A 19,356-nucleotide genomic window follows, 5' to 3' on the forward strand; every position below is an offset into this window, starting at 1 on the left:
ACGTTACGCAGGCGGGCGCGGGAACGATGTGAAGTACGTGTCGTCCTCTTCGGACCAAACTTCTCCGGCACGAAGCCGGTTGGCCGGGCTCGACGGAATCCGCGGCCTCGCGGCCCTCTTCGTGGTGCTGCACCACAGCTGGCTGATGTCGTTCCCCGGATTCCCCGCCCCGGTGGGCCCTTGGTGGGCCGCCTGGCTGGCCTACGGGCACTTCGCGGTCGTCATCTTCATCGTGCTGTCCGGCTTTTCCCTGGCCGTCTCACCGGCCCGCAACGAGTGGCGGATCAACAGCCTGCGGCGGTTCGCCTTCCGGCGCGCCTGGCGGATTCTGCCGCCCTACTGGCCCGCGCTGCTCTACAGCTGCATCGTCGCCTGGACGCTCGTGCCGCAGCCTGGTGAGGGCGCGCCCACGCTCAAGTCGATCGTGGTGCACGGGCTGTTGCTGCAGGACGTCTTCGGCTCGCCCAGCCCTAACGGGGCCTTCTGGTCCATCGCCGTCGAGGCGCAGCTCTACCTCGTGTTCCCCCTGATGCTGCTGATCATCCGCCGTTGGGGCGCATCGGTGATGCTCTCCGCGGTCACCCTGACGGTCGTGCTCGTGGGCGCACTGGCCCCGATCGTCCGGCCGGTCGGCGAGCTCATGCGGTTCACGCCGCAGTTCGCCGCGCTGTTCGCGCTCGGCGCGGTCGCCGCAGGCATCGTGGTCGCCGCCGACCGGTGGCGCGCCCTGCCGTGGCACTGGTTCTCGCTCGCCGCGGCGGTCCCGGTGGCGCTGTTCATCGCGATCATTGGTCCGGAGTGGACGGTCAAGCACTTCTTCTGGGTGGACCTGTCGCTGGGCCCGGCGTTCGGGTTCCTGCTCGCCGCGGTCGCGACCGGACGCCCGAGGAGTTTCGTGTGGCTGCTGGACACGCGGCCCGTGCGCAGCCTGGGGTCGTTCTCCTACAGCCTGTACCTGATCCACGCGCCGATCGTCGTTTCGGTGCACACGCTGCTGATCGCGCCCAACACGGAACCCGGCGTCGGTCAGTTCCTGATCACGCTCGCCGTGTGCGTTCCGCTCAGCGTGGTCGCCGCGCGGCTGTTCGCCGGGGTGTTCGAGCTGCCGTTCACGCGCAACCGGTCGGTGGAGGCGCTCAAGCAGGCCCTGCTACGCCGGAACAACCAGCCGGAACAGCTTGCGGCCGCGGTGCCCGACAGTCCGGCCGTGACGCCTTAGGTACATCCGCAGCACGGCTGCCCGAGCCGCCCGCACCTGCTCAGGAGACAGGCCGGCCGACGGCAGCCACGACAGGATCTCGCGCAGCTGCAACGAGTTCGCGAACCGCGTCTGCCACACCGGCACACCGAGCCGGCGCGCCACGATGGGCATCTTCTCGGCCTTCCAGTGGCGGTGCGCCAGCACCTCGGGGATGTGCCCCCACGGCCCGGCCAGCGCGAGCTTGCACGCGAAGACCTCGTCCTCCTTCAACATGTTGCGCCGTGCCAGTGCGACCACCGGTTCACGGCGCATCATGCTGTACAGGGGGTCCAGCGCGAGATACGACTCGTTGAGCATGCGCAGCATCTCGCGCAGGCGCACCACCGGATCGTCCGAGGACAACCCGGTTCCGGAGTAAGGCGCGGTCTCCGTGACACCGTCAGCACCCGTGTAGGCGACCTGTGAGGACACGAGCAACAACCGGGGATCGACAAGAAACTCCTTGACGCCACGGGAAACGCAGTGCGGCTCCAGCGTGTCGTCGTCACCCATCCACCGGAACAGCTCGCCACGGGCGTGGCGGGCGGCGAAGATGAAGTTGTTCAACAGTCCGACGTTCTCGGCGTGCCGGTGGTAGACGATCCGGGAGTCCGAAGCGGCCAAAGACCGGCACAGCTCTTCGGTGCCGTCGGTCGAGGCGTTGTCCGAGATGACCAGCTCGATGTCCGTGTGGTCCTGCGCGAGAACGGTCCGCACGGCCTTCTCGACGCGATGCTCGCCGTTGCGGGTCGGCAGGCAGATGGAGACCAGGGTCATGCCGTTTTCTCCTTACGGGCCGCGAGGATCTGCGGCAGCACGATGACCGCGTACACCAGCGAACCGGCACCGCCCGCCACCACCAAGGGCAGCAGCACGCCCGGTCCCAGGAGCCGGGCCACCACCAGGATCACCAATCCGGACAACACACCACCGAGCACCGGGCGCACGAGCCGCGGCCACATCGGCCACAGGCGCACCCCGGCCCGGTGCAGCACCAGCACGGCCAGCGGCAACGCCACCACGGTCACCACGACCGCGTGCCCGATGGACGCGCCACGGATGCCGTCGGTGGAAGTCGCGTAGTACAGCACGGGCACCAGGACGACCGCCCACGCCAGGTTCAGCCACACCGTCGCGCGGGTGTTGCCGGTCGACGTCAGGATGTCGAACGCCAGCGACGTCAGCATCCGGCCGACCATCAGCACCGCGAGGAACCGCAGCACGCCCGCGGCCTGGTCCCACTGCGCGCCGTAGAGCAGCGCGATCATCGGGTGTGCGAGCGTGGCCATCAGCACGGCCAGCGGCAGCACCACGGCGATCAGCAGCGGCACGGACCGTTGCACACCAACGGAAAGCGTGTCCGTCTCGTCGTTCTCGGCGAGCCGGGAGAACGACGGGATCGACACCCAGCGCACGGCCGTGCCGATCAGGCCGGGCACCCAGCTGGAGACGTTGAACGCCAGCAGGTAGTAGCCGAGCGCCTCCGGGCCGAGCAGGTCGCCGACGATCACGTAGTCGGCGTTGAGCAGCACCGACTCGACGCCCAGTGACGCGGCCAGCGGGATGCCGAACTTGAGCAGTCTGCGCACGACCGGGCGGTCCCACCCGAAGTGGACCGGGATGGCCGCGCGGAACCACACGATCACGCCCGTCACGACCGACGCTGACAGCTGGCCGATCGCGAAGCTGTACGGTCCGGCGCCGTTGGCGGCCAGCGTGATCGCGAGCGTGGCGTTCACGACGAAACCCGCGGCGTTGGCCATCATGATCTTGTCCTGCTCGAACCGCCGCAGCAGCGTGCCGGAACGCACCGCCGTGATGCCGTCGATCAGGATGACGGCGGTCAGCAGCCGGACCACGCCGGTGGCCTCGGGGCTGCCCGACAAGGACGCGAACGCGGGTGCCAGGAACCAGAAGATCGCGTACACACCCGTGGAGAAGACGATCGCCATCGTGGTCGCGGTGGCGGCCATCTCCTCCAGCCGGCCGCGCCACTGCACGGTCGCGGCGATGATGCCCACGTCGTTGACGTGCATGACGAACTGGGTCGCCGCGAGCGCGACCGCGTACATGCCGAAGTCCGACGGGGTGAGCAGGCGGGCCAGCACCAGGCCCATCGCGAACGAGCCGGCCTTGGTGGCGAGCGTGCCGAGCAGGCTCCAGCGCAGGCCCCGACCGGCCTTGCGGCCGATCGTGCCGACCTCGCTGTGGGCCTCGCGCTCGTCCAGCGTCATCAGTCGGCCACCCGCTCCAGCCAGATCTCCCGCCAGAACGGGACGAACTCCCGCGGGCAGTTGCCGTTGTAGAAGCCGGCGCAGATGTTGTCCTCGAGGATGATGCACGGGGACTTCATCTTCAGCATCCGGCCGGTCGGCTCGTCGATGCACCGGTCCACGCGCGCCTTGACCACCGCGGTCTGGCCGCAGTAGCGCGCCATCTCCTCCTCGAAGCCCAGGCCACGGTTCAGCCGGTCCTCATTGAGCGTGGACATGATGAACTCCTTGGACTTCACCCTGACCACCTCACCGGGCTGCAGGTCGAGCGTGCCGGTCGGCGTGCGGCCGGACAGCATGCCCTTCACGAACCCCCAGTGCATGCCCTCCCTGATCCACAGCCTGCGCGGCAGGACCTTCTTGCTCAGGCCCTGGTACTTGTTGAACAGCTGGATCAGGAAGCCGCGGATCGTCGCGAACACACCGGCGTTGCCCGTCCGCACGTCCTCGACGTACTGGCGGACGTCCTTGAACGGCAGGCACACCGGCGCCGCGCGCAGCAACTCCGTGGCCTGGCACGAGAACAGCTCCTCGCCGTCGTCCGACGGCGGCTTGCGCGTGTTGACCTCCAGCAGCGGCAACAGGATCCGGCCGTCGGAGACCACCGGAGAAGGTTCGTCGCCGGGCTCGACCTTGCGCAGCCAGGCTTCCTTGAAGTACAGCGAACACGCGGTCTGGCAGCCACCGTGCGCCTCGCCGTCGCAGCGCGCACCGGTCAGGTGCACGGCGTTGGTCATCCTGCGCATGCCCGTGTGGCCGATCGTGTCGCACAGCTTGTGCGCCACCTTGTGCACCTTGAGCCGCTTCCCGCAGAACGCGAGCATCTCCGGCATGAAGGGCAGGTTCTCGAGCTCCCCCCGCTCGTCCAGCGTCGCGGCGATCTCCTCGGCGCTGAGGACCTCCACCAGGTCTCCCACCCGCAAACCCATACGAGTCACTCCTTCACCAGTCCCGCGTCGTGCAGGGCACGGGCCGCGTCCGCGACGGCTGAGAACGGCAACCCCGACTTCCCCGCGATGTCGAGGAGGCTGTGCTCTCCGTCCGAGAGGTTCAGTACCCAGAGCATCGCCAGCTGGGCCTGTTTCGTGTCACTGCGACCGCCGAGCGAGTCGTAGAGCCCACGCCGGCCGAGCTGCGGCTCGCCGTACGGGCTCTGGTTGACGTACGTCCGGTTGCGGTCGAGCACGCCGACGACCTCCCACAGGGTCTCCAGCGTGTCCGTCATGGCGCCCGGTGACACGAAGTCCGGGTTGTCGCCCGACGTGTGGTACTCGGGATAGCCCGCGTACGGCGTGCGGGTCAGCGACCCGACACCGAGGTTGAAGCCCGGCGAGCAGTACTGACGCTCGTCGTAGCCGTACGGCGAGAAGTCGACGATCGTGTGGTCCCGGCCGGAGGTCTCCAGCACGTAGCGGACCACGCGGTCGATCTCCGCGTCACCGCGGCGGCTCTTCTTGTAGGTCAACGCACCCTCATCGCCCGCGCAGGCCAGCACCACGCCGTGCTTGACCCGCTCGATCGTGTCGAAGTTGCGCGCCAGCCACGTGATCGCGCCGATCGTGCCGGGCGCGAAGACGAACCGGTAGGTGTACCAGGGGTTCTTCAACCGCTGAGCCAGCTCCACCGCCACCGCGATCCCGGCCAGGTTGTCGTTGGCCAGCGACGGATGGCAGGTGTGACACGTGATGATCACCTCGTCGGACACCTGACCCGGCACCACGTGCTCGGCATAGGTCAGGTGGCCGTCGGCCAGCGTGGAGTCGATCATCACCTCGTACGGCCCCGAGGGCAACGCCAGCAGGTCGTTCTCGCTCAGGCAGAAACCCCACGCGGGCGAGTAGTACGACGTCCGGTACGGCACCAGCGAGGGCTGTTCGGGAATGGTGTGCAGGTGCGGCCGCAGGTCGTCGAACGACATCCACTCGTGCACCGGCACGCTGTACCCGACGACGTGCAGGTTCAGCTTCCGGAAGTCGATCAGGCGGTTGCCGGCGGCATCCGCGACATAGGCGTCCCGGATGTTCCACTCCTGCGGCACGGTCCAGTCGAGGACCTGGGTCCCCGTCGGAACCTCGTGCACGTCCAGGTCGAGCGACTCCCCCACGACCGCCAGCGTCTGCCGGACACCATCTCCGGTGATGCTGCGGCACAACGGGTACAGCCGCTCGACCAGGTCGTGCATGCGCCTGCCTGGCGTCACCGAACCACCCGCAAGGTGGCGTCGATGTCACCTATCAGCTGGCGGTCCGACAGCCACGCGAGCCGGGTGAACCGGTGCGTGAAGTCGTTCTCCCGCAGGTCGAACCGCTGGTAGGCCTCGATCAGCTCGAGGGCACCGGCCTTGACCGTCCATCGCGCCACGTAGTCCGGCAGCGCCGCCCGGATCCGCGAGAAGTCCACGCGGTAGGACCGCGGGTCGCCCGCCGTCTCACCGGTGATCACCAGCTTCGAACCGGGCACCGCCTCGACCACCTCGCCGGCGATCTCGGCGACGGTCAGGTTGTTCTGCTCGCTGCCGACGTTGAACGCCTTGGCGTGCACGGCCTCCCGTGGCGCCTCCAGCGCCATGAGGAACGCGTCCGCGATGTCCAGCGCGTGCACCAGCGGCCGCCACGGCGTGCCGTCGGAAAGCACCCGCACCTCGCCGGTGAGGTGGGCACGCCCGACCAGGTTGTTCAGCACGATGTCCGCGCGCAGCCGCGGCGAGAAGCCGAACGCCGTGGCGTTGCGCAGCGACACCGGGGTGAACTCGTCGTCGGCGAGGGCGATCAGGTCGTCCTCGACGCGGACCTTGGAGACCGCGTACGGGGTGACGGGACGCAGCGGCGCGTCCTCGTTGACCAGGTCGTCGCCGCCGGACGCGCCGTAGACCGAACATGTCGACGCGTACAGGAATCTTCGCACGCCGGCGTCCTTGGCCAGCTTCGCGAGCGTCACGGACGCGTGGTGGTTGATGTCGTAGGTGAGCTCCGGAGCCAGCGACCCCATCGGGTCGTTGGACAGTGCCGCGAGGTGGATCACAGCGTCCACATCGGACAGAACGTCGCCGGTGACGTCCCTGAGGTCGACCGCGTGTCCACGCGGGTCGACGGGCACCGTGCCCAGGACGCAGTCCGCGAAGAGACCGGAGTCGAGTCCGATCACCTCGTGTCCCGCGTCGGCGAGCACAGGCGCCATCACGGTGCCCAGATAGCCCTGGTGCCCGGTGAGCAGCACGCGCATCTCGGTTCAGCCTCCAGCCAGATCGAGGACCAACTTGTTGACGTAGAACGCTTCCGCGTAGTGCGCTTTGCACTCGATGCCGCGGATTCGGGCAAGACCCAAGAACGCTTCCCTGTCGTACCAGGGCCGGCCTCGCTGCGAGGCGTAGTGCTGTTGCAGCAGCGCCACCTTCGCCTCCGCGAGGTCCATCGTCAGCGGTTGGTACACCGAGGGACGACCGAGGTCGCCGTCCCATTTCACGATCTCGTACCCCAACGCGAGGTGGTCGCGGAACGCCTGTGGCACGAGCTCCGCGAGCCCTCGGTGGTCCTGGTGGGCGTCCTGGACGTTGGGCGCGATCACCAACTGTGGATCGGTGCGCGACGCCAGGTCGTGGACGCTGTTCTTCACCTCGTCCCAGTGCGCGGGCAGCCGGCCGTCCGGCATCTTGCCCACGGACAGATGCAGGTCCGCGCCCGGACAGAACGCGGTGAGCGCGGCGAACTCCTCGTCCTCACGCTCGGTGCCGCCGCCGGACAGCACCAGCGCGTCGACCCGGATCCCCGGCCGGGACCGGCAGATCGCCAGCAGGGTGCCGCCCGCGCCGATCGCGATGTCGTCGCAGTGCGCCCCGAGGGCGACGATCCGGTCCAGGCCGGTGAGCTGGGGAGCGATCATGCGGTCCGCTCCCCACTGGAAGGGGCCGTTATGGCCACCTTCACGGACTTGAGGTCCGTGAAGGTGGCCATAACGGTCAACCTGGGGGCGGTCATGCGGATCTCTCCCCCTGCTTTTGCTCCCACAGTGCCCAGGGGCGGTCGCCCTTCGAGTAGGCCTCGTCCAGCGCCATGCGTTCGCGCACGGTGTCGGTGGGCTTCCAGTAGCCGCGGTGCGGATAGGCGAGCAGCCGGCCCCGCTTGGCCATCTCGACGCACCCGTCGGCGACGAGGTCGCCGCCCTCGGGGATGTGCTCGAAGATCTCCTGCGACAGCACGAAGTACCCGCCGTTGACCCACAGCGGCATGTCGGTGACCGGGGCGATGCCGCCGACCAGGTTTCCATCGCCGACGTCGATGCAATGGAACGTTCCGGGCGGCGGCACCACCATCATCGACGCGCCCGCACCCGAGGCGGTGAACCGGTCGACGATCTCGGGCAGCGGCGCGTCGGTCAGCACGTCCGCGTAGTTGGCCAGGAAGACCTCGTCGCCGTCGAGGTGGTCGCGCACGCGGCGCAGCCGTTCCCCGATGGGCGAGTCGATCCCGGTCTGCACGAACGAGATCGACCAGTCGGAGATGTCCGTCGACAGCAGCTCCACGTGACCGTTCTTGAGCACGAAGTCGTTGGACGTCGTTTCCTGGTAGTTGAGGAAGAACTCCTTGATGTGGTGCGCGCCGTAGCCGAGGCAGAGGATGAAGTCCGTGTGCCCGAAGTGCGCGTAGTACCGCATCACGTGCCAGATCAGCGGCCGCGGGCCGACGAGCTGCATCGGCTTCGGGACGTCGCCGGGTGTCCCGGATCGCATCCGGGTTCCGTAGCCACCGCAGAACAGGACGACCTTCACGGTCTCACCACTTCCAGAGCAGGGATCGGGAAGACCAGCTGTCCGCCCCAATCGGCCACATAGGACAGTTGCTCGACCAGTTCGTCGCGCAGGTTCCACGGCAGCACGAGCACGTAGTCCGGTTCGTCCTCGGCGATGCGGTCGGGGTGCAGCACCGGGATGTGCATGCCGGGCGTGTACTTGCCGTGCTTGTAGGGGTTGCGGTCGACGGTGTAGGCCAGCAGGTCCGTGCGGATGCCGCAGTGGTTCAGCAGCGTGTTGCCCTTGCCGGGCGCGCCGTAGCCGACGACCGTCTTGCCCTCCGAAGCCGCGGTGACGAGGAACGCCAGCAGGTCGCGGCGGACCTTGGCGATCCGCGCGGAGAACTCGGCGTACCCGGAGAGCTCGTGCAGGCCGGCGGCCTTCTCCCGCGCCAGCACGTCGAGCACCGCCTTCGACGGTTCGCCCGCGACCTCCGAAGGCCTGGCCCACAACCGGATCGAGCCGCCGTGCGTCGGCACCAGCTCGACGTCGACTAGCGTCAGGCCGCCGGTCGCCAGGGCCCGCTGCGCGGACGCGACCGTGTAGTACTGGAAGTGCTCGTGGTAGATCGTGTCGTACTGGTTGAGCTCGATCAGCGTGAGCAGGTGCTGCACCTCGATGCTCACCCAGCCGTCGTCGGCGACGAGCGCGCGCAGGCCCTGCGTGAACCCGATGACGTCGGGGATGTGCGCGTAGACGTTGTTGGCCACCACCAGGTCCGCCGCACCGTGCTGCTCGCGCACCGCGGCGCCGGTCTGCGGCGTGAGGAAGTCGGTGACGGTCGGGACGCCCTTGTCCCGCGCGGCCTTGCCGACGTTGACCGAGGGTTCGATGCCCAGGCAACGGATCCAGCGCGCGACCACGTGCTGCAGCAGGTACCCGTCGTTCGAGGCGACCTCCACGACGAACGAGTCGGCGTTGAGCCCGAGCCGCTCGACCGCGCCGTCGACGAACCGCTTGGCGTGCTCGACCCAGGACGTGGAGTAGGACGAGAAGTAGGCGTACTCGGTGAACGTCTCCTCGGGCGTGATCAGCGGCGGGATCTGCGCGAGCCAACACTCCGTGCACACGCGCAGGTGCAGCGGGTAGGTGACCTCCGGCTCCTCCAGCTGTTCGGCGGTGAGGATCAATTCGCAGGGTGGCGTCGCGCCGAGGTCGGCGACGCTCGCCATGCTGGTCGAACCGCAAAGCCTGCAGGTGGTCATCAGTACGCTCCCTCACCGCTGAGCACGGCTCTCACCGTCTTCCACAAGATCACCGCGTCCAGCGCGAGTGACCAGTCCTCGACATAGCGCAGATCCAGGCGAACCGACTCCTCCCACGAGAGATCGCTGCGGCCGCTCACCTGCCACAGGCCGGTCAGGCCGGGCTTCACGAGCAACCGGCGGCGCACCACGGGCCCGTACTTCGCGCTCTCCTCCGGCAACGGCGGCCGCGGGCCCACCAGGGACATGTCGCCGGTCACCACGTTGAACAGCTGGGGCAGCTCGTCGATCGAGTAGCGCCGCAGCAGCTGGCCGACCTTGGTGACGCGCGGGTCCTTGCGCATCTTGAACAACAGACCGGCGCCCTCGTTGGCCGAGGCGAGCTGGGCGCGCAACGCGTCGGCGTTGGTCACCATCGTGCGGAACTTGACCATGGTGAACTGGCGGCCGCCCTTGCCGGTCCGCTTCTGCGTGTAGAACACCGGGCCGCGGCTGTCGACGACGATCGCGATCGCGACGGCGGCGATCAACGGCGCGAGCAGCAGGAGCAGCAGCGCCGCGCCGGCGCGGTCGACACCGCCCTTCACCATGCGGCGGAAGCCGGTGAACGTCGGCTCGCTCAGGCGCAGCAACGGCATGCCGAGCACACCGCTCACGTGCAGCCGCGGCCCGGCGACGTCCATGATTCCGGGCGCGACGACCATCTCGGTGCCGGTGCCCTCGAGGTCCCACGCGAGCTGCTGCAGCCGGCGCGGCGTCCAGTAGGCGTCCGGGGTGATCGCGACGATCCGGTACCCGCCGCGCTGCACGTGGTCGGCGAGGTCGGGGTACTGCCCGACGACCGGCACGTCGTCGATGTCGGTGCCCATCAGGCCGCGGCCGTCGGGCGTGCAGACCGCCTCGACGTTCCAGCCGACGTGGGAGGCGAGGCGCGACCGGGCGATCAGGTCGGCGACCATCGCGGGGTTTCCGGCGGCGAGCACCGGCAGCAGGCAGCGGCCCTCGCTGCGGCGGTGGTGCAGCACGCGGCGCAGCACGTACCGCTGCGGGAAGGCCAGGAGGCCGATGGCGGGCACCACGACGAACACCCAGAGCCGGGCGCCGGGGATGGCCATGGCCAGCGCTCCGAGCCCCAGGACGACGACGGCGCCGAACAAGCCCCGGCCCAGCCGGGTGAACTCGTCGGCGCCCTGTCCCAGTACTGCGATGTTCCAGACGCGTCCCACGGCCAGCGAGGCCATGACGACAGCCACGGTGATCGACTCGAGTGCCAGCAGCTCGAGGGAGGAGACCTCGGCGTGGCGGGAGACGAGGATGCTCCCGACCGTGAGCACCACGAGGAGTGTGGCGACGAGGTCGCTGAGTATGACTGATCTTCGGTACTTGGGTTCCCACCCGGTCAGCAGCGAACGTCCGGACGTCCCGTAGCCGGCCACCCCCAGAACGGGCCTGCCGTTGACGGTCCTTCCGGTGCCAGGTCTGCGTCGGGTCGGGCGGACCTGTTCACTCATCGCGTGATCTCCCCGGTTCAGCGGCGGTTGGCGGGCGTGCTGTCACACCAGGGCATCCCCGAGGACCCTGTCGAGCAAAGCATTTCGTTGGCGCGCACCGCTTCGCTCTTCGGTGCTCGCATCCCGTGATTCGCCGGACTCGGCGCGGGCGTTACACGCGCTCCAGACGTGGGAAGAAAAAGTTCTTGTGAGTACTCTGCGATCGTGGTTCTCACCTCAGAGTGACCACCCGTTGGGCGTAGTGAATGGTAAGGAAAAGCCTTTCCGCATACCGATTTCACATAGTCCAATGAGGACAGCCAGTGATCGCACGATCACTATCGATCGCCAGGTCAGCGGCGTTACATCCGGCCCGTTCGTCTTAACCGGACGACGTCAAAATGGACCAAACAGGGCCTTATGCCCCTGGCGCGCCGCCGTTCCGGACGATCTCATTACCGCCGACCGGAGTAATCGACTACCAGCAAGATCGACACGTGATCGAGGCCGCACGGAGGTCAGCCCCGCCGAAGCCGCACGGACAAAACCGTGCAAATTGGTAATTCCAGTTCACACCGTCAGCCAGACGGCGGCGTCGGGCGGTACCGTCCCAGAGATCGGGACGCTGCTCAACAACACGCCCCGATGATCGGGAATCGGGAAGTTGTCCGCCGACAGGTTGACCACGCAGATCACACCCGGATCACGGGCGAACACCAGCACGCCCTCGGGCGAGTCGAGCCAGGTCATCGTCCCGTCGCCGAACGCCTCGTGGGCGCGCCGGATCCGCAGCGCCTCCCGGTACAGGTTCAGCATCGAGCCCGGATCGTCCTTTTGGGACTGGGCGGTGAGCATCGCCCACTCGGCGGGCTGGGGCAGCCACGCGCCGCCGCCACCGAAGCCGAAGGGCGGCTCGTCCCCCGACCACGGCAACGGCACGCGGCAGCCGTCACGCCCACGCACGGTGTGTCCGGACCGCTGCCAGGTCGGATCTTGTAGCACGGACACCGGAAGGTCTTCGACCTCCCAGAGCCCCAGCTCCTCGCCCTGGTAGAGGTAGGCGCTGCCGGGCAGCGCCAGCATGAGCAGCACCGCCGCCCGCGCGCGCCGCAGCCCGACGGCGAGGTCGACCGGCTCGTCCGGGTCGTGCCGCGGCCCGGTGTGCTGCGCGCGGCCGTAGCGGGTGACGTGGCGGACGACATCGTGGTTGGAAAGCACCCAGGTGGCGGGCGCACCGACCGCGCCCAGGGCGTGCAGGCTGGAGTCGATCACCGCGCGCAGCCGGCCCGCGTGCCACGAGCAGCGCAGGAAGTCGAAGTTGAACGCCGTGTGCAGCTCGCCGGGCCGCACGTAGTTCGCCAGCCGCTCGGGCTTGGCGACCCACGCCTCGGCGACGAATACCCGTTCCCCCGCATAGGAATCGGAAATGGCGCGCCACGACCGATATACCTCGTGCACGCCCTCACGGTCCCAGTGCGGGTGATCGGCCCGGCGCGGCGGCTCGGCGATGTCCTCGCGGTCGGCGCCGAGATCCGGCAGCGCCGGGTCCTTCACGAGCCCGTGCGCCACGTCGATGCGGAAGCCGTCCACGCCGCGGTCGAGCCACCAGCGGATGATCGACTCGAACTCGGCGCGGACCTCGGGGTGGTCCCAGTTCAGGTCCGGCTGCTCAGGTGCGAAGAGGTGCAGGTACCACGTGCCGTCGTCGACGCGCGTCCACGCCGGCCCGCCGAAGACGCTGCGCCAGTCGTTGGGCGGCCCGCCGTCGCGGCCCTCGCGGAAGACGTAGCGGTCGCGCCGATGGCCGCTCAGCGCGTCCTTGAACCACGGGTGCTGGTCCGAGGTGTGGTTGGGCACCAGGTCGATGATCACGCGCAGGCCCGCGTCGTGGGCCTCCTCGATGAGCCGCTGCGCGTCGTCGAGGCTGCCGAAGAGGGGGTCGATGTCCCGGTAGTCCGCGACGTCGTACCCGCCGTCGGCCATCGGTGACGGGTACCAGGGCGTGATCCACAGCGCGTCGACGCCGAGATCGGCGAAGTGCGGCAGGCGCGATCGGATGCCGGCGATGTCGCCGACCCCGTCGCCGCTCCCGTCGGCGAGGCTGCGGATGTAGACCTGGTAGATGACGGCGTCGCGCCACCAGTTCGTGGTCAACCGAACCTCCTCATCGGCCGATGGAGACCGTCACTTCCTCGTCGCCCACGACAACGACGTCGCCGTCGCGCAGCTGTGCGCCCCGGCGGTTCTCGACGCGGCCGTTGACGTGCACCTCGCCGTCCTCGATCAACTCCTTGGCGTGCACGCCGTCCTCGGCCAGCATGGCCAGCTTGAGGAACTGGCCGAGCCTGATCGGCTCCTCCCGGATCTCCACGGTGCGCATGGGTCCGATCATCCCAGTATGGACAGCCCCACCGCGCGTCCGGGTGCGGACACCAGCGCTTTCCGATCTCCGCGCTGGCAGCGTTGCCAGATATGACGACACTCGCCGCCGCGCCACCGCAACGCCCCGCCGTGCGCCGGCCATCTCGCTTATACCTGGTCTGGCTCGTCCTCGCCGGACTCGTATGCGTCGCCATCGCGGCCTTCGCCGCCGGCGCGTACGTCACGCTCGACATCTCCCAGAGCAGACCGCCGGTGCGCGGGGCCTGGCACTACGGCCTGCTGGTCACCCACATCTTCACCGGTTTCATCGCCGTGGTGACCGGCATCGCACAGTTCGTGCCGTGGCTGCGCGACCGGCATCCCCGCGTGCACCGCTGGACCGGCCGCGTGTACTTCGCCGCCGTGTTCCCGTCCGCGGTCTTCGCCTTCGTCGTCGCGTGGCTGTCGCTGGCCGGCCTCGCGTCCCTGGCGCCGCTGTCGCTGCTGGCCGTGCTGTGGTTCGTCTCCGCGGTGCAGGGCCTGCGTTACGCCCGCGCCCGGAACTTCCGCGCCCACCGCGTCTGGATGATCCGCAACTACGCGATCACCGCGGCGGCCGTCACCGGGCGGCTGTGGGCGCTGGCGCTGATGGCCGTCTTCCCCAACGACCTGGTCAGCTTCACCACCGCGAACTGGCTCGGGCTCGCGATCAACATGCTCGTCGCCGAGTGGTGGATCCAGCGCCGGTACCACCGCCTGTAGTACCCGATCGGGCACTGTCTTTCGATTCTTTCGATGCGACCTTGGGGCCGTCCGGGCGACGACCCCTGTTCGCGTACTTGCGAAGCTGGGACCGTCGGAAACCATGACGGCGACGCTTCCCTCGCAGACTCCGGTTCGCCCTCCTGCCAAGCGGAAGTCTGGGGCCGGATTCCTGGCGTGGCTCGCCTTCGCGGGCGTCGTGTCGCTCGTCGTCACCCTCGTGACCGTCAGCACCTACGTCTCGCTCGACATGTCGCAGAGCCGCCCCGCCATGCGCGGTCCGGTGCACTACGCGTTGCTCATCGGCCACATCGCGACCGGGTTCGTCGCCTTGCTGGCCGGGTTCGCCCAGTTCGTGCCGCAGCTGCGCAACCGCCATCCCGTGCTGCACCGCTGGGTCGGCCGGGGATACATGGCGTGCGTGTTCTCGTCGTCGGCGTTCGGCGTCGTCGTCGCGAACCTGTCGCTCGCCGGACTCTCCGCAGCGGCACCGCTGACGCTGCTCGCGGTCATGTGGTTCAGCACCGCGTTGTGCGGCCTGAACGCCGCGCGGCAACGCGACTTCCGCGCGCACCGAGTGTGGTTGATTCGCAACTTTGCGTTGACCACCGCGGCGGTGACCGCCCGGCTGTGGGCCGCGTTGTTCTTCAGCACCGTGGCGGACGGCGGCGAGGAGATCGTCGCCGCCGCCAACTGGCTGGGTTTCGTCGTGAACGCGATCGTCGCCGAGTGGTGGTTGCAGCGACGCGTGCTGACCGTCCGCTAAACGCCCGCGCGCTCGGCGGACTTGCCGTCGTGGGCGGTCAGGCCCAGCATCTCCAGGAGTTCAGCGCAGTCCTGCGCGTCCCAGGAGTGGCACGCGACCGTGCGCGCGGCCTTGCCGTTCTGGATCTCGTTCTGGACCTTCTCGATCGCACGTGCCTCGGCGAACCTGCCGGTTTCCGCCTCGGGGGACGAGGCGGTTCGTGCCCAGGTCATGTCCTACCTGCTTCCGCTCGGGGGCTGCGGTGGTGCTCGGTACTGCTCGGGGGATGAGGTCATCATTACAGCGGGCACACCCTGAACACCAGCACCGATGCCAACCGTAGTCAGTCGTCCACACAGCGTGCGGTGCGTTGTTCGCCTTACGGCGACACTGCCAGGTGCGTCCGATGTGGACGGTCGGCTCCAAAGAAACCTTTACTCTCAACGGCTTCATAACGCTGGGATCTCAGACAAGGGCCGGAATCGGCTACCGAACGACAACTCACGGTGACAATGGGAACACAGAGTAACGCCCGCGCTTTCTCCTGAGATGCACAGGCATCCACCGCCGCTGCGTGCTCTGGAGGACCGAGCCAGTGAGAACCCCGTCCAGGTTGATCTCCGCATTGGCCGTGATCGTGCTCGCCTTCGCGCTCGCGGTGTCGGCACAGCCGAGCTCCGCGGCCCCGCCGAGCGACTTCCAGACCTCACTGATAGTCGGCGAGGGCCTGGACGGGCCGTCCGGCTTCGAGATCGCGCCCGACGGACGGATCTTCATCCTGGAGCGCGCGGGCAAGATCAAGATCGTGAAGAACGGCGCACTGCTGCCGACGCCGTTCGCGGACCTGCCGTCGGAGGCCACCGGCGACCGCGGCCTGATCGGCATCGCGTTCGACCCCGGGTTCGGCGTCGCCAACCACTTCGTCTACTTCTACTACACCGGCCACGACCTGCTGAACCACCTCGTGCGCTTCGACGCGTCCGAGGACGTCGGCCAGGACGGCCCGTTCCAGCTCTTCCAGACGTCGTCGCCGTCGCAGCTGCTGCACGTGGGCGGCAGCATCCGGTTCGGCCCGGACGGCAAGCTGTACTTCGCGGTCGGCGACAACGGGCAGCCGGAGAAGTCGCAGCAACTCGACAACCCGCACGGGAAGTTGTTGCGTATCAACCCGGACGGCTCGATCCCGCCGGACAACCCGTTCGCCGGACAGCCCGGCAAGCTCGGGGCGATCTGGGCGTACGGTTTCCGCAACCCGTGGCGGTTCCAGTTCGACAGCGCGACCGGTGAGCTCTTCGGCGGCGACGTGGGCGACTTCAGCTGGGAGGAGCTCAACCACATCGTCAAGGGCGGCAACTACGGCTGGCCGCTCAAGGAAGGCATGTGCACGTCGTCGTGCACCGGGTTCATCAACCCGATCCACACCTACCCGCACAACGGCAACTCGGCGGCGGTCACCGGTGGGCCGGTCTACCGCGGCGACATGTTCCCGGCGGAGTACCAGGGTTCGTTCTTCTTCGGTGACTACGCGCAGGGGTGGATCAAGCGGGCCAAGCTCGACGGCAGCGGCAACGTGACGTCGGTGCAGGACTTCGACACGCAGGCGGGCAGCGTCGTCGACCTGAAGGTGGCGCCGGACGGGTCGCTGTACTACATCACCTACTACCCCGGCGCGTTGTACCGCGTGGGATACAACACGACCTCGCACGACCCGATCGCGGTGTCCACTTCGGACGTCACGAAAGGCGACGAGCCGCTGACCGTCCACTTCTCCAGCGCGGGCAGCAACGACCCGGACGGCGACCCGATCACGTACCTGTGGACGTTCGGCGACGGAACCACCTCCACGGACCCGAACCCGACGCACACCTACATCGCGAAGGGTGTCTACACCGCACGGCTCACGGTGTCCGACGGCACCGGTCAGACCTCCGCGACACCGATCGTCCTGCAGGCCGGCATACCGCCGGCACTGACCGTCGCAACCCCGGCCGAGGGAGCGCTCTACCGGGCGGGCGACACGATCACGTACAACGCGTTCGCCAGCGACGCGGCCGGGTTCGACCTCAACGACGCGGACATCAAGACCTCGGTGCGGCTGCACCACGGCACGCACTACCACCCGTTCGTCGGCCCGCTGACCGGCCGCGTCGGTTCGTTCACGATCCCCGCTACCGGTGAGGCATCGGCCGACACGTCCTACGAGATCACCGTGACGGCAACGGACTCCAGTGGCCTGTCGACGTCCAAAGTGGTCAACGTCCGGCCGCGCACGACGCAGCTGACCTTGGCGTCCGACCCACCCGGTATCGGCGTGACGCTCGACGGCATCCCGGTCGCGACGCCGCACGCCGTCGAGGGCGTCGTCGGGTTCGAGCGCGAGCTCGCCGCGCCGTCGAGCGCGGTGGCCGCGGACGGCACGCAGCTGCAGTTCGCCGGGTGGTCCGACGGCCGCAACATCCGGCACGGCATCACCACTCCGTCCTCGGACACGACCTACACCGCGCGCTATGTGCCGACGGCGCCGTTCAACGCCCAGTACTTCGCGAACATGGACCTGTCCGGCACGCCCGCCGTGACGCGGCAGGACCCGAAGATCGACTTCGTGTGGGGTGACGGGTCACCCGATCCAGCGTTGCCCAGCAACGGTTTCTCCGCGCGCTGGACGAAGACGCAGTGGTTCGGCGCGGGCCGCTACAAGTTCAGCGCGGTCGTCGACGACGGCATGCGGCTGTACATCGACAACCGCAAGGTGATCGACGAGTGGTTCGGCGCCAATGTGGAGCACACGTATGAGGCCGACCTCGGCGAGGGCAACCACACCATCACCATGGAGTACTACGAGGCCGGTGGCGGCGCGCTGGCGACGTTGCGCTGGGACAGCACGCTCGAGCAGTCCAGCGAGGCGTTCCACGCGTCGTACTGGAACCTCGCGTCCGGCGCCGACCCGGCGATCCCCGGCGCGGGCACGATCCCGGACCTGGCACGCGACGAACTGAAGGTGCAGCACGACTGGGGTTCCGGCTCGCCCGGCCAGCCGATCGGCACGGACCGGTTCGTGGCGCAGTGGAAACGGACGCTGTCGCTGGCACCCGGTGAGTACGACTTCACCGTCACGGCCGACGACGGCGTGCGGTTGATCATCGACGGCGTGCGCGTGATCGACAAGTGGCTGTACCAGGCGCCGACCACGTACACCGCGCGTGTGCCGATGGACGGTGGCCCGCACACGGTCGTCATGGAGTACTTCGAGAACGGCGGCGGCGCGGTCGCGTGGCTGTCCTACGCGCAGGTCGGCGACCTGCCGCAACCGCCCGCGTGGGACGCCTCCTACTGGAACGACCCGACGCTGTCGTGGACGCCGACGATCCCGGCGACCGCACCGGACCTGGTGCGCACCGACAACGTGATCGACTTCGACTGGGACTCGGGCTCACCGGGCGCGCCGATCGGCAGCAACAACTTCATGGCGCGGTGGACCCGCACCGACGTGCTGTCGGCGGGCGTCTACCGGTTCAGCGGCCGCAGCGACGACGGCATCCGCGTGTTCGTCGACAACGTGCCGGTCGTGGACCTGTGGCAGCCGCAGAACGCGACGTACTCGGTCGACAAGGTGGTGCTGTCCGGTCAGCACACCATCCGGGTCGAGTACTTCGAGCTCGGCGGCGGCGCCAAGGCGTCGTTCACCTACGACCGGATCAGCGACGTCGTGCCGGCCGATCCCGGCTACGCGGCCGACTACTTCGCGAACCGCGACCTGACCGGTGCACCGGCGGTGTCACGGCAGGACGAGAAGATCGACTTCGACTGGGGCGGCGGCTCGCCGGCGAGCGGTGTGCCGGCGGACAACTTCTCCGCCCGCTGGACGAAGTCCGTGGCGCTGACCGCGGGCACCTACAAGTTCACCTCCACCACCGACGACGGCGTGCGCGTGTACGTCGACGGTGTCGCGGTGATCGACAAGTGGGTGAACCAGGGGCCGACGACCCACACGGGTTCCCGTGCGCTGGCCGAGGGCACGCACCAGATCGTCGTCGAGTACTACGAGGGCGGCGGCGGTGCTGTGGCCCGGTTCGGCTTCGAGAAGACCGACGATCCGCCGCCTGTTCTGGACGTTCCGTTCGCCGCCTCGTACTGGGCGAACACGGACCTGTCCGGTGACCCCGTGGTGACGCGGACCGACGAGACGGTCAACTTCGACTGGGGTCCGGGCTCACCGCACCCGTCGTTGCCGGACAACGGGTTCTCGGCGCGGTGGACGCGCACGAAGACCTACGAGGCGGGCACGTACCGGCTCAGCGTCACCGGTGACGACGGCATCCGGGTTCTGGTCGACGGCACCCAGGTGATCGACGGCTACCACGACCAGGCGCCGACCACCTACACGGCCGACGTCCCGCTGACGGCGGGCGACCACACCGTGGTGATCGAGTACTACGAACGCAACGGCGGCGCAGTCGCCAAGTACTCGGAAACGAAGCTGTAGGTTGCCGTTAA

At 68.5% G+C, this 19,356-nt stretch carries 16 protein-coding genes; 4 read left to right on the top strand and 12 right to left on the bottom strand.

Annotated features, from left to right (window positions below; genetic code table 11):
- The first annotated feature begins 79 nt into the window (after nucleotides 1-79).
- Nucleotides 80-1,219 (top strand): acyltransferase family protein, encoded by a 1,140-nt coding sequence (locus QSK35_RS05265; protein WP_285742841.1) that lies wholly within the window; start codon nucleotides 80-82, stop codon nucleotides 1,217-1,219.
- Here the strand turns inward: QSK35_RS05265 and QSK35_RS05270 are convergent.
- From QSK35_RS05270 to QSK35_RS05320, 11 genes are all read right to left on the bottom strand, one after another.
- Nucleotides 1,151-2,017, bottom strand: a complete 867-nt coding sequence (locus QSK35_RS05270; protein ID WP_285742842.1) for a glycosyltransferase family 2 protein — start codon at nucleotides 2,015-2,017, stop codon at nucleotides 1,151-1,153. The genes QSK35_RS05265 and QSK35_RS05270 overlap by 69 nt on opposite strands.
- Entirely contained in the window at nucleotides 2,014-3,474 is a 1,461-nt protein-coding gene (locus tag QSK35_RS05275; RefSeq protein ID WP_285742843.1) for a lipopolysaccharide biosynthesis protein, read from the bottom strand. The genes QSK35_RS05270 and QSK35_RS05275 overlap by 4 nt, the downstream gene beginning before the upstream one ends.
- Entirely contained in the window at nucleotides 3,474-4,442 is a 969-nt protein-coding gene (locus QSK35_RS05280) for a hypothetical protein (protein ID WP_285742845.1), read from the bottom strand. Before QSK35_RS05280 ends, QSK35_RS05275 begins: the two co-directional genes overlap by 1 nt.
- Before the next feature lie 5 nt (nucleotides 4,443-4,447).
- Nucleotides 4,448-5,695, bottom strand: a complete 1,248-nt coding sequence (locus QSK35_RS05285) for a DUF4910 domain-containing protein (RefSeq protein WP_285743589.1) — start codon at nucleotides 5,693-5,695, stop codon at nucleotides 4,448-4,450.
- A gap of 14 nt (nucleotides 5,696-5,709) precedes the next feature.
- Nucleotides 5,710-6,735, bottom strand: coding sequence for an NAD-dependent epimerase/dehydratase family protein (locus QSK35_RS05290; protein ID WP_285742847.1), 1,026 nt, complete (start codon nucleotides 6,733-6,735; stop codon nucleotides 5,710-5,712).
- A gap of 6 nt (nucleotides 6,736-6,741) precedes the next feature.
- A complete protein-coding gene (locus QSK35_RS05295; RefSeq protein WP_285742848.1) occupies nucleotides 6,742-7,392 on the bottom strand; it encodes a PIG-L deacetylase family protein in 651 nt (216 codons plus the stop codon).
- Nucleotides 7,393-7,483: 91 nt separating this feature from the next.
- Nucleotides 7,484-8,278 carry a sugar phosphate nucleotidyltransferase gene (locus QSK35_RS05300; protein ID WP_285742850.1) on the bottom strand — a complete coding sequence of 265 codons (795 nt, stop codon included), beginning with the start codon at nucleotides 8,276-8,278 and terminating at the stop codon, nucleotides 7,484-7,486.
- The gene (locus QSK35_RS05305; RefSeq protein ID WP_285742852.1) at nucleotides 8,275-9,504 is read right to left on the bottom strand and encodes a class I SAM-dependent methyltransferase; all 1,230 of its coding nucleotides are present in this window, start codon (nucleotides 9,502-9,504) and stop codon (nucleotides 8,275-8,277) included. Before QSK35_RS05305 ends, QSK35_RS05300 begins: the two co-directional genes overlap by 4 nt.
- Nucleotides 9,504-11,015 carry a sugar transferase gene (locus tag QSK35_RS05310; protein WP_285742853.1) on the bottom strand — a complete coding sequence of 504 codons (1,512 nt, stop codon included), beginning with the start codon at nucleotides 11,013-11,015 and terminating at the stop codon, nucleotides 9,504-9,506. Before QSK35_RS05310 ends, QSK35_RS05305 begins: the two co-directional genes overlap by 1 nt.
- A 549-nt stretch (nucleotides 11,016-11,564) precedes the next feature.
- Nucleotides 11,565-13,148 (bottom strand): glycoside hydrolase family 13 protein, encoded by a 1,584-nt coding sequence (locus tag QSK35_RS05315; protein ID WP_285742855.1) that lies wholly within the window; start codon nucleotides 13,146-13,148, stop codon nucleotides 11,565-11,567.
- A 10-nt stretch (nucleotides 13,149-13,158) separates the two neighbouring features.
- Complete coding sequence (locus tag QSK35_RS05320; RefSeq protein ID WP_285742857.1) at nucleotides 13,159-13,374, bottom strand: RNA-binding S4 domain-containing protein; 216 nt, start codon at nucleotides 13,372-13,374, stop codon at nucleotides 13,159-13,161.
- Nucleotides 13,375-13,466: 92 nt separating this feature from the next.
- On the opposite strand from QSK35_RS05320, the gene QSK35_RS05325 reads away from it, so the two are divergent.
- On the top strand, nucleotides 13,467-14,117 hold the full coding sequence (locus tag QSK35_RS05325; protein ID WP_285742859.1) for a DUF2306 domain-containing protein: 651 nt from the start codon (nucleotides 13,467-13,469) through the stop codon (nucleotides 14,115-14,117).
- 103 nt (nucleotides 14,118-14,220) lie between these two features.
- Nucleotides 14,221-14,883: a DUF2306 domain-containing protein gene (locus QSK35_RS05330; RefSeq protein WP_285742861.1), complete on the top strand. Its 663-nt coding sequence runs from the start codon at nucleotides 14,221-14,223 to the stop codon at nucleotides 14,881-14,883.
- Here the strand turns inward: QSK35_RS05330 and QSK35_RS05335 are convergent.
- Complete coding sequence (locus tag QSK35_RS05335) at nucleotides 14,880-15,095, bottom strand: hypothetical protein (protein ID WP_285742862.1); 216 nt, start codon at nucleotides 15,093-15,095, stop codon at nucleotides 14,880-14,882. The genes QSK35_RS05330 and QSK35_RS05335 overlap by 4 nt on opposite strands.
- A 362-nt stretch (nucleotides 15,096-15,457) precedes the next feature.
- On the opposite strand from QSK35_RS05335, the gene QSK35_RS05340 reads away from it, so the two are divergent.
- Complete coding sequence (locus QSK35_RS05340) at nucleotides 15,458-19,345, top strand: PA14 domain-containing protein (RefSeq protein WP_285742863.1); 3,888 nt, start codon at nucleotides 15,458-15,460, stop codon at nucleotides 19,343-19,345.
- The last annotated feature ends 11 nt before the right edge of the window (nucleotides 19,346-19,356 follow it).

Origin of the sequence: Lentzea sp. NBRC 105346, from assembly GCF_030269605.1 — a bacterium.
Lineage (GTDB): Bacteria > Actinomycetota > Actinomycetes > Mycobacteriales > Pseudonocardiaceae > Lentzea.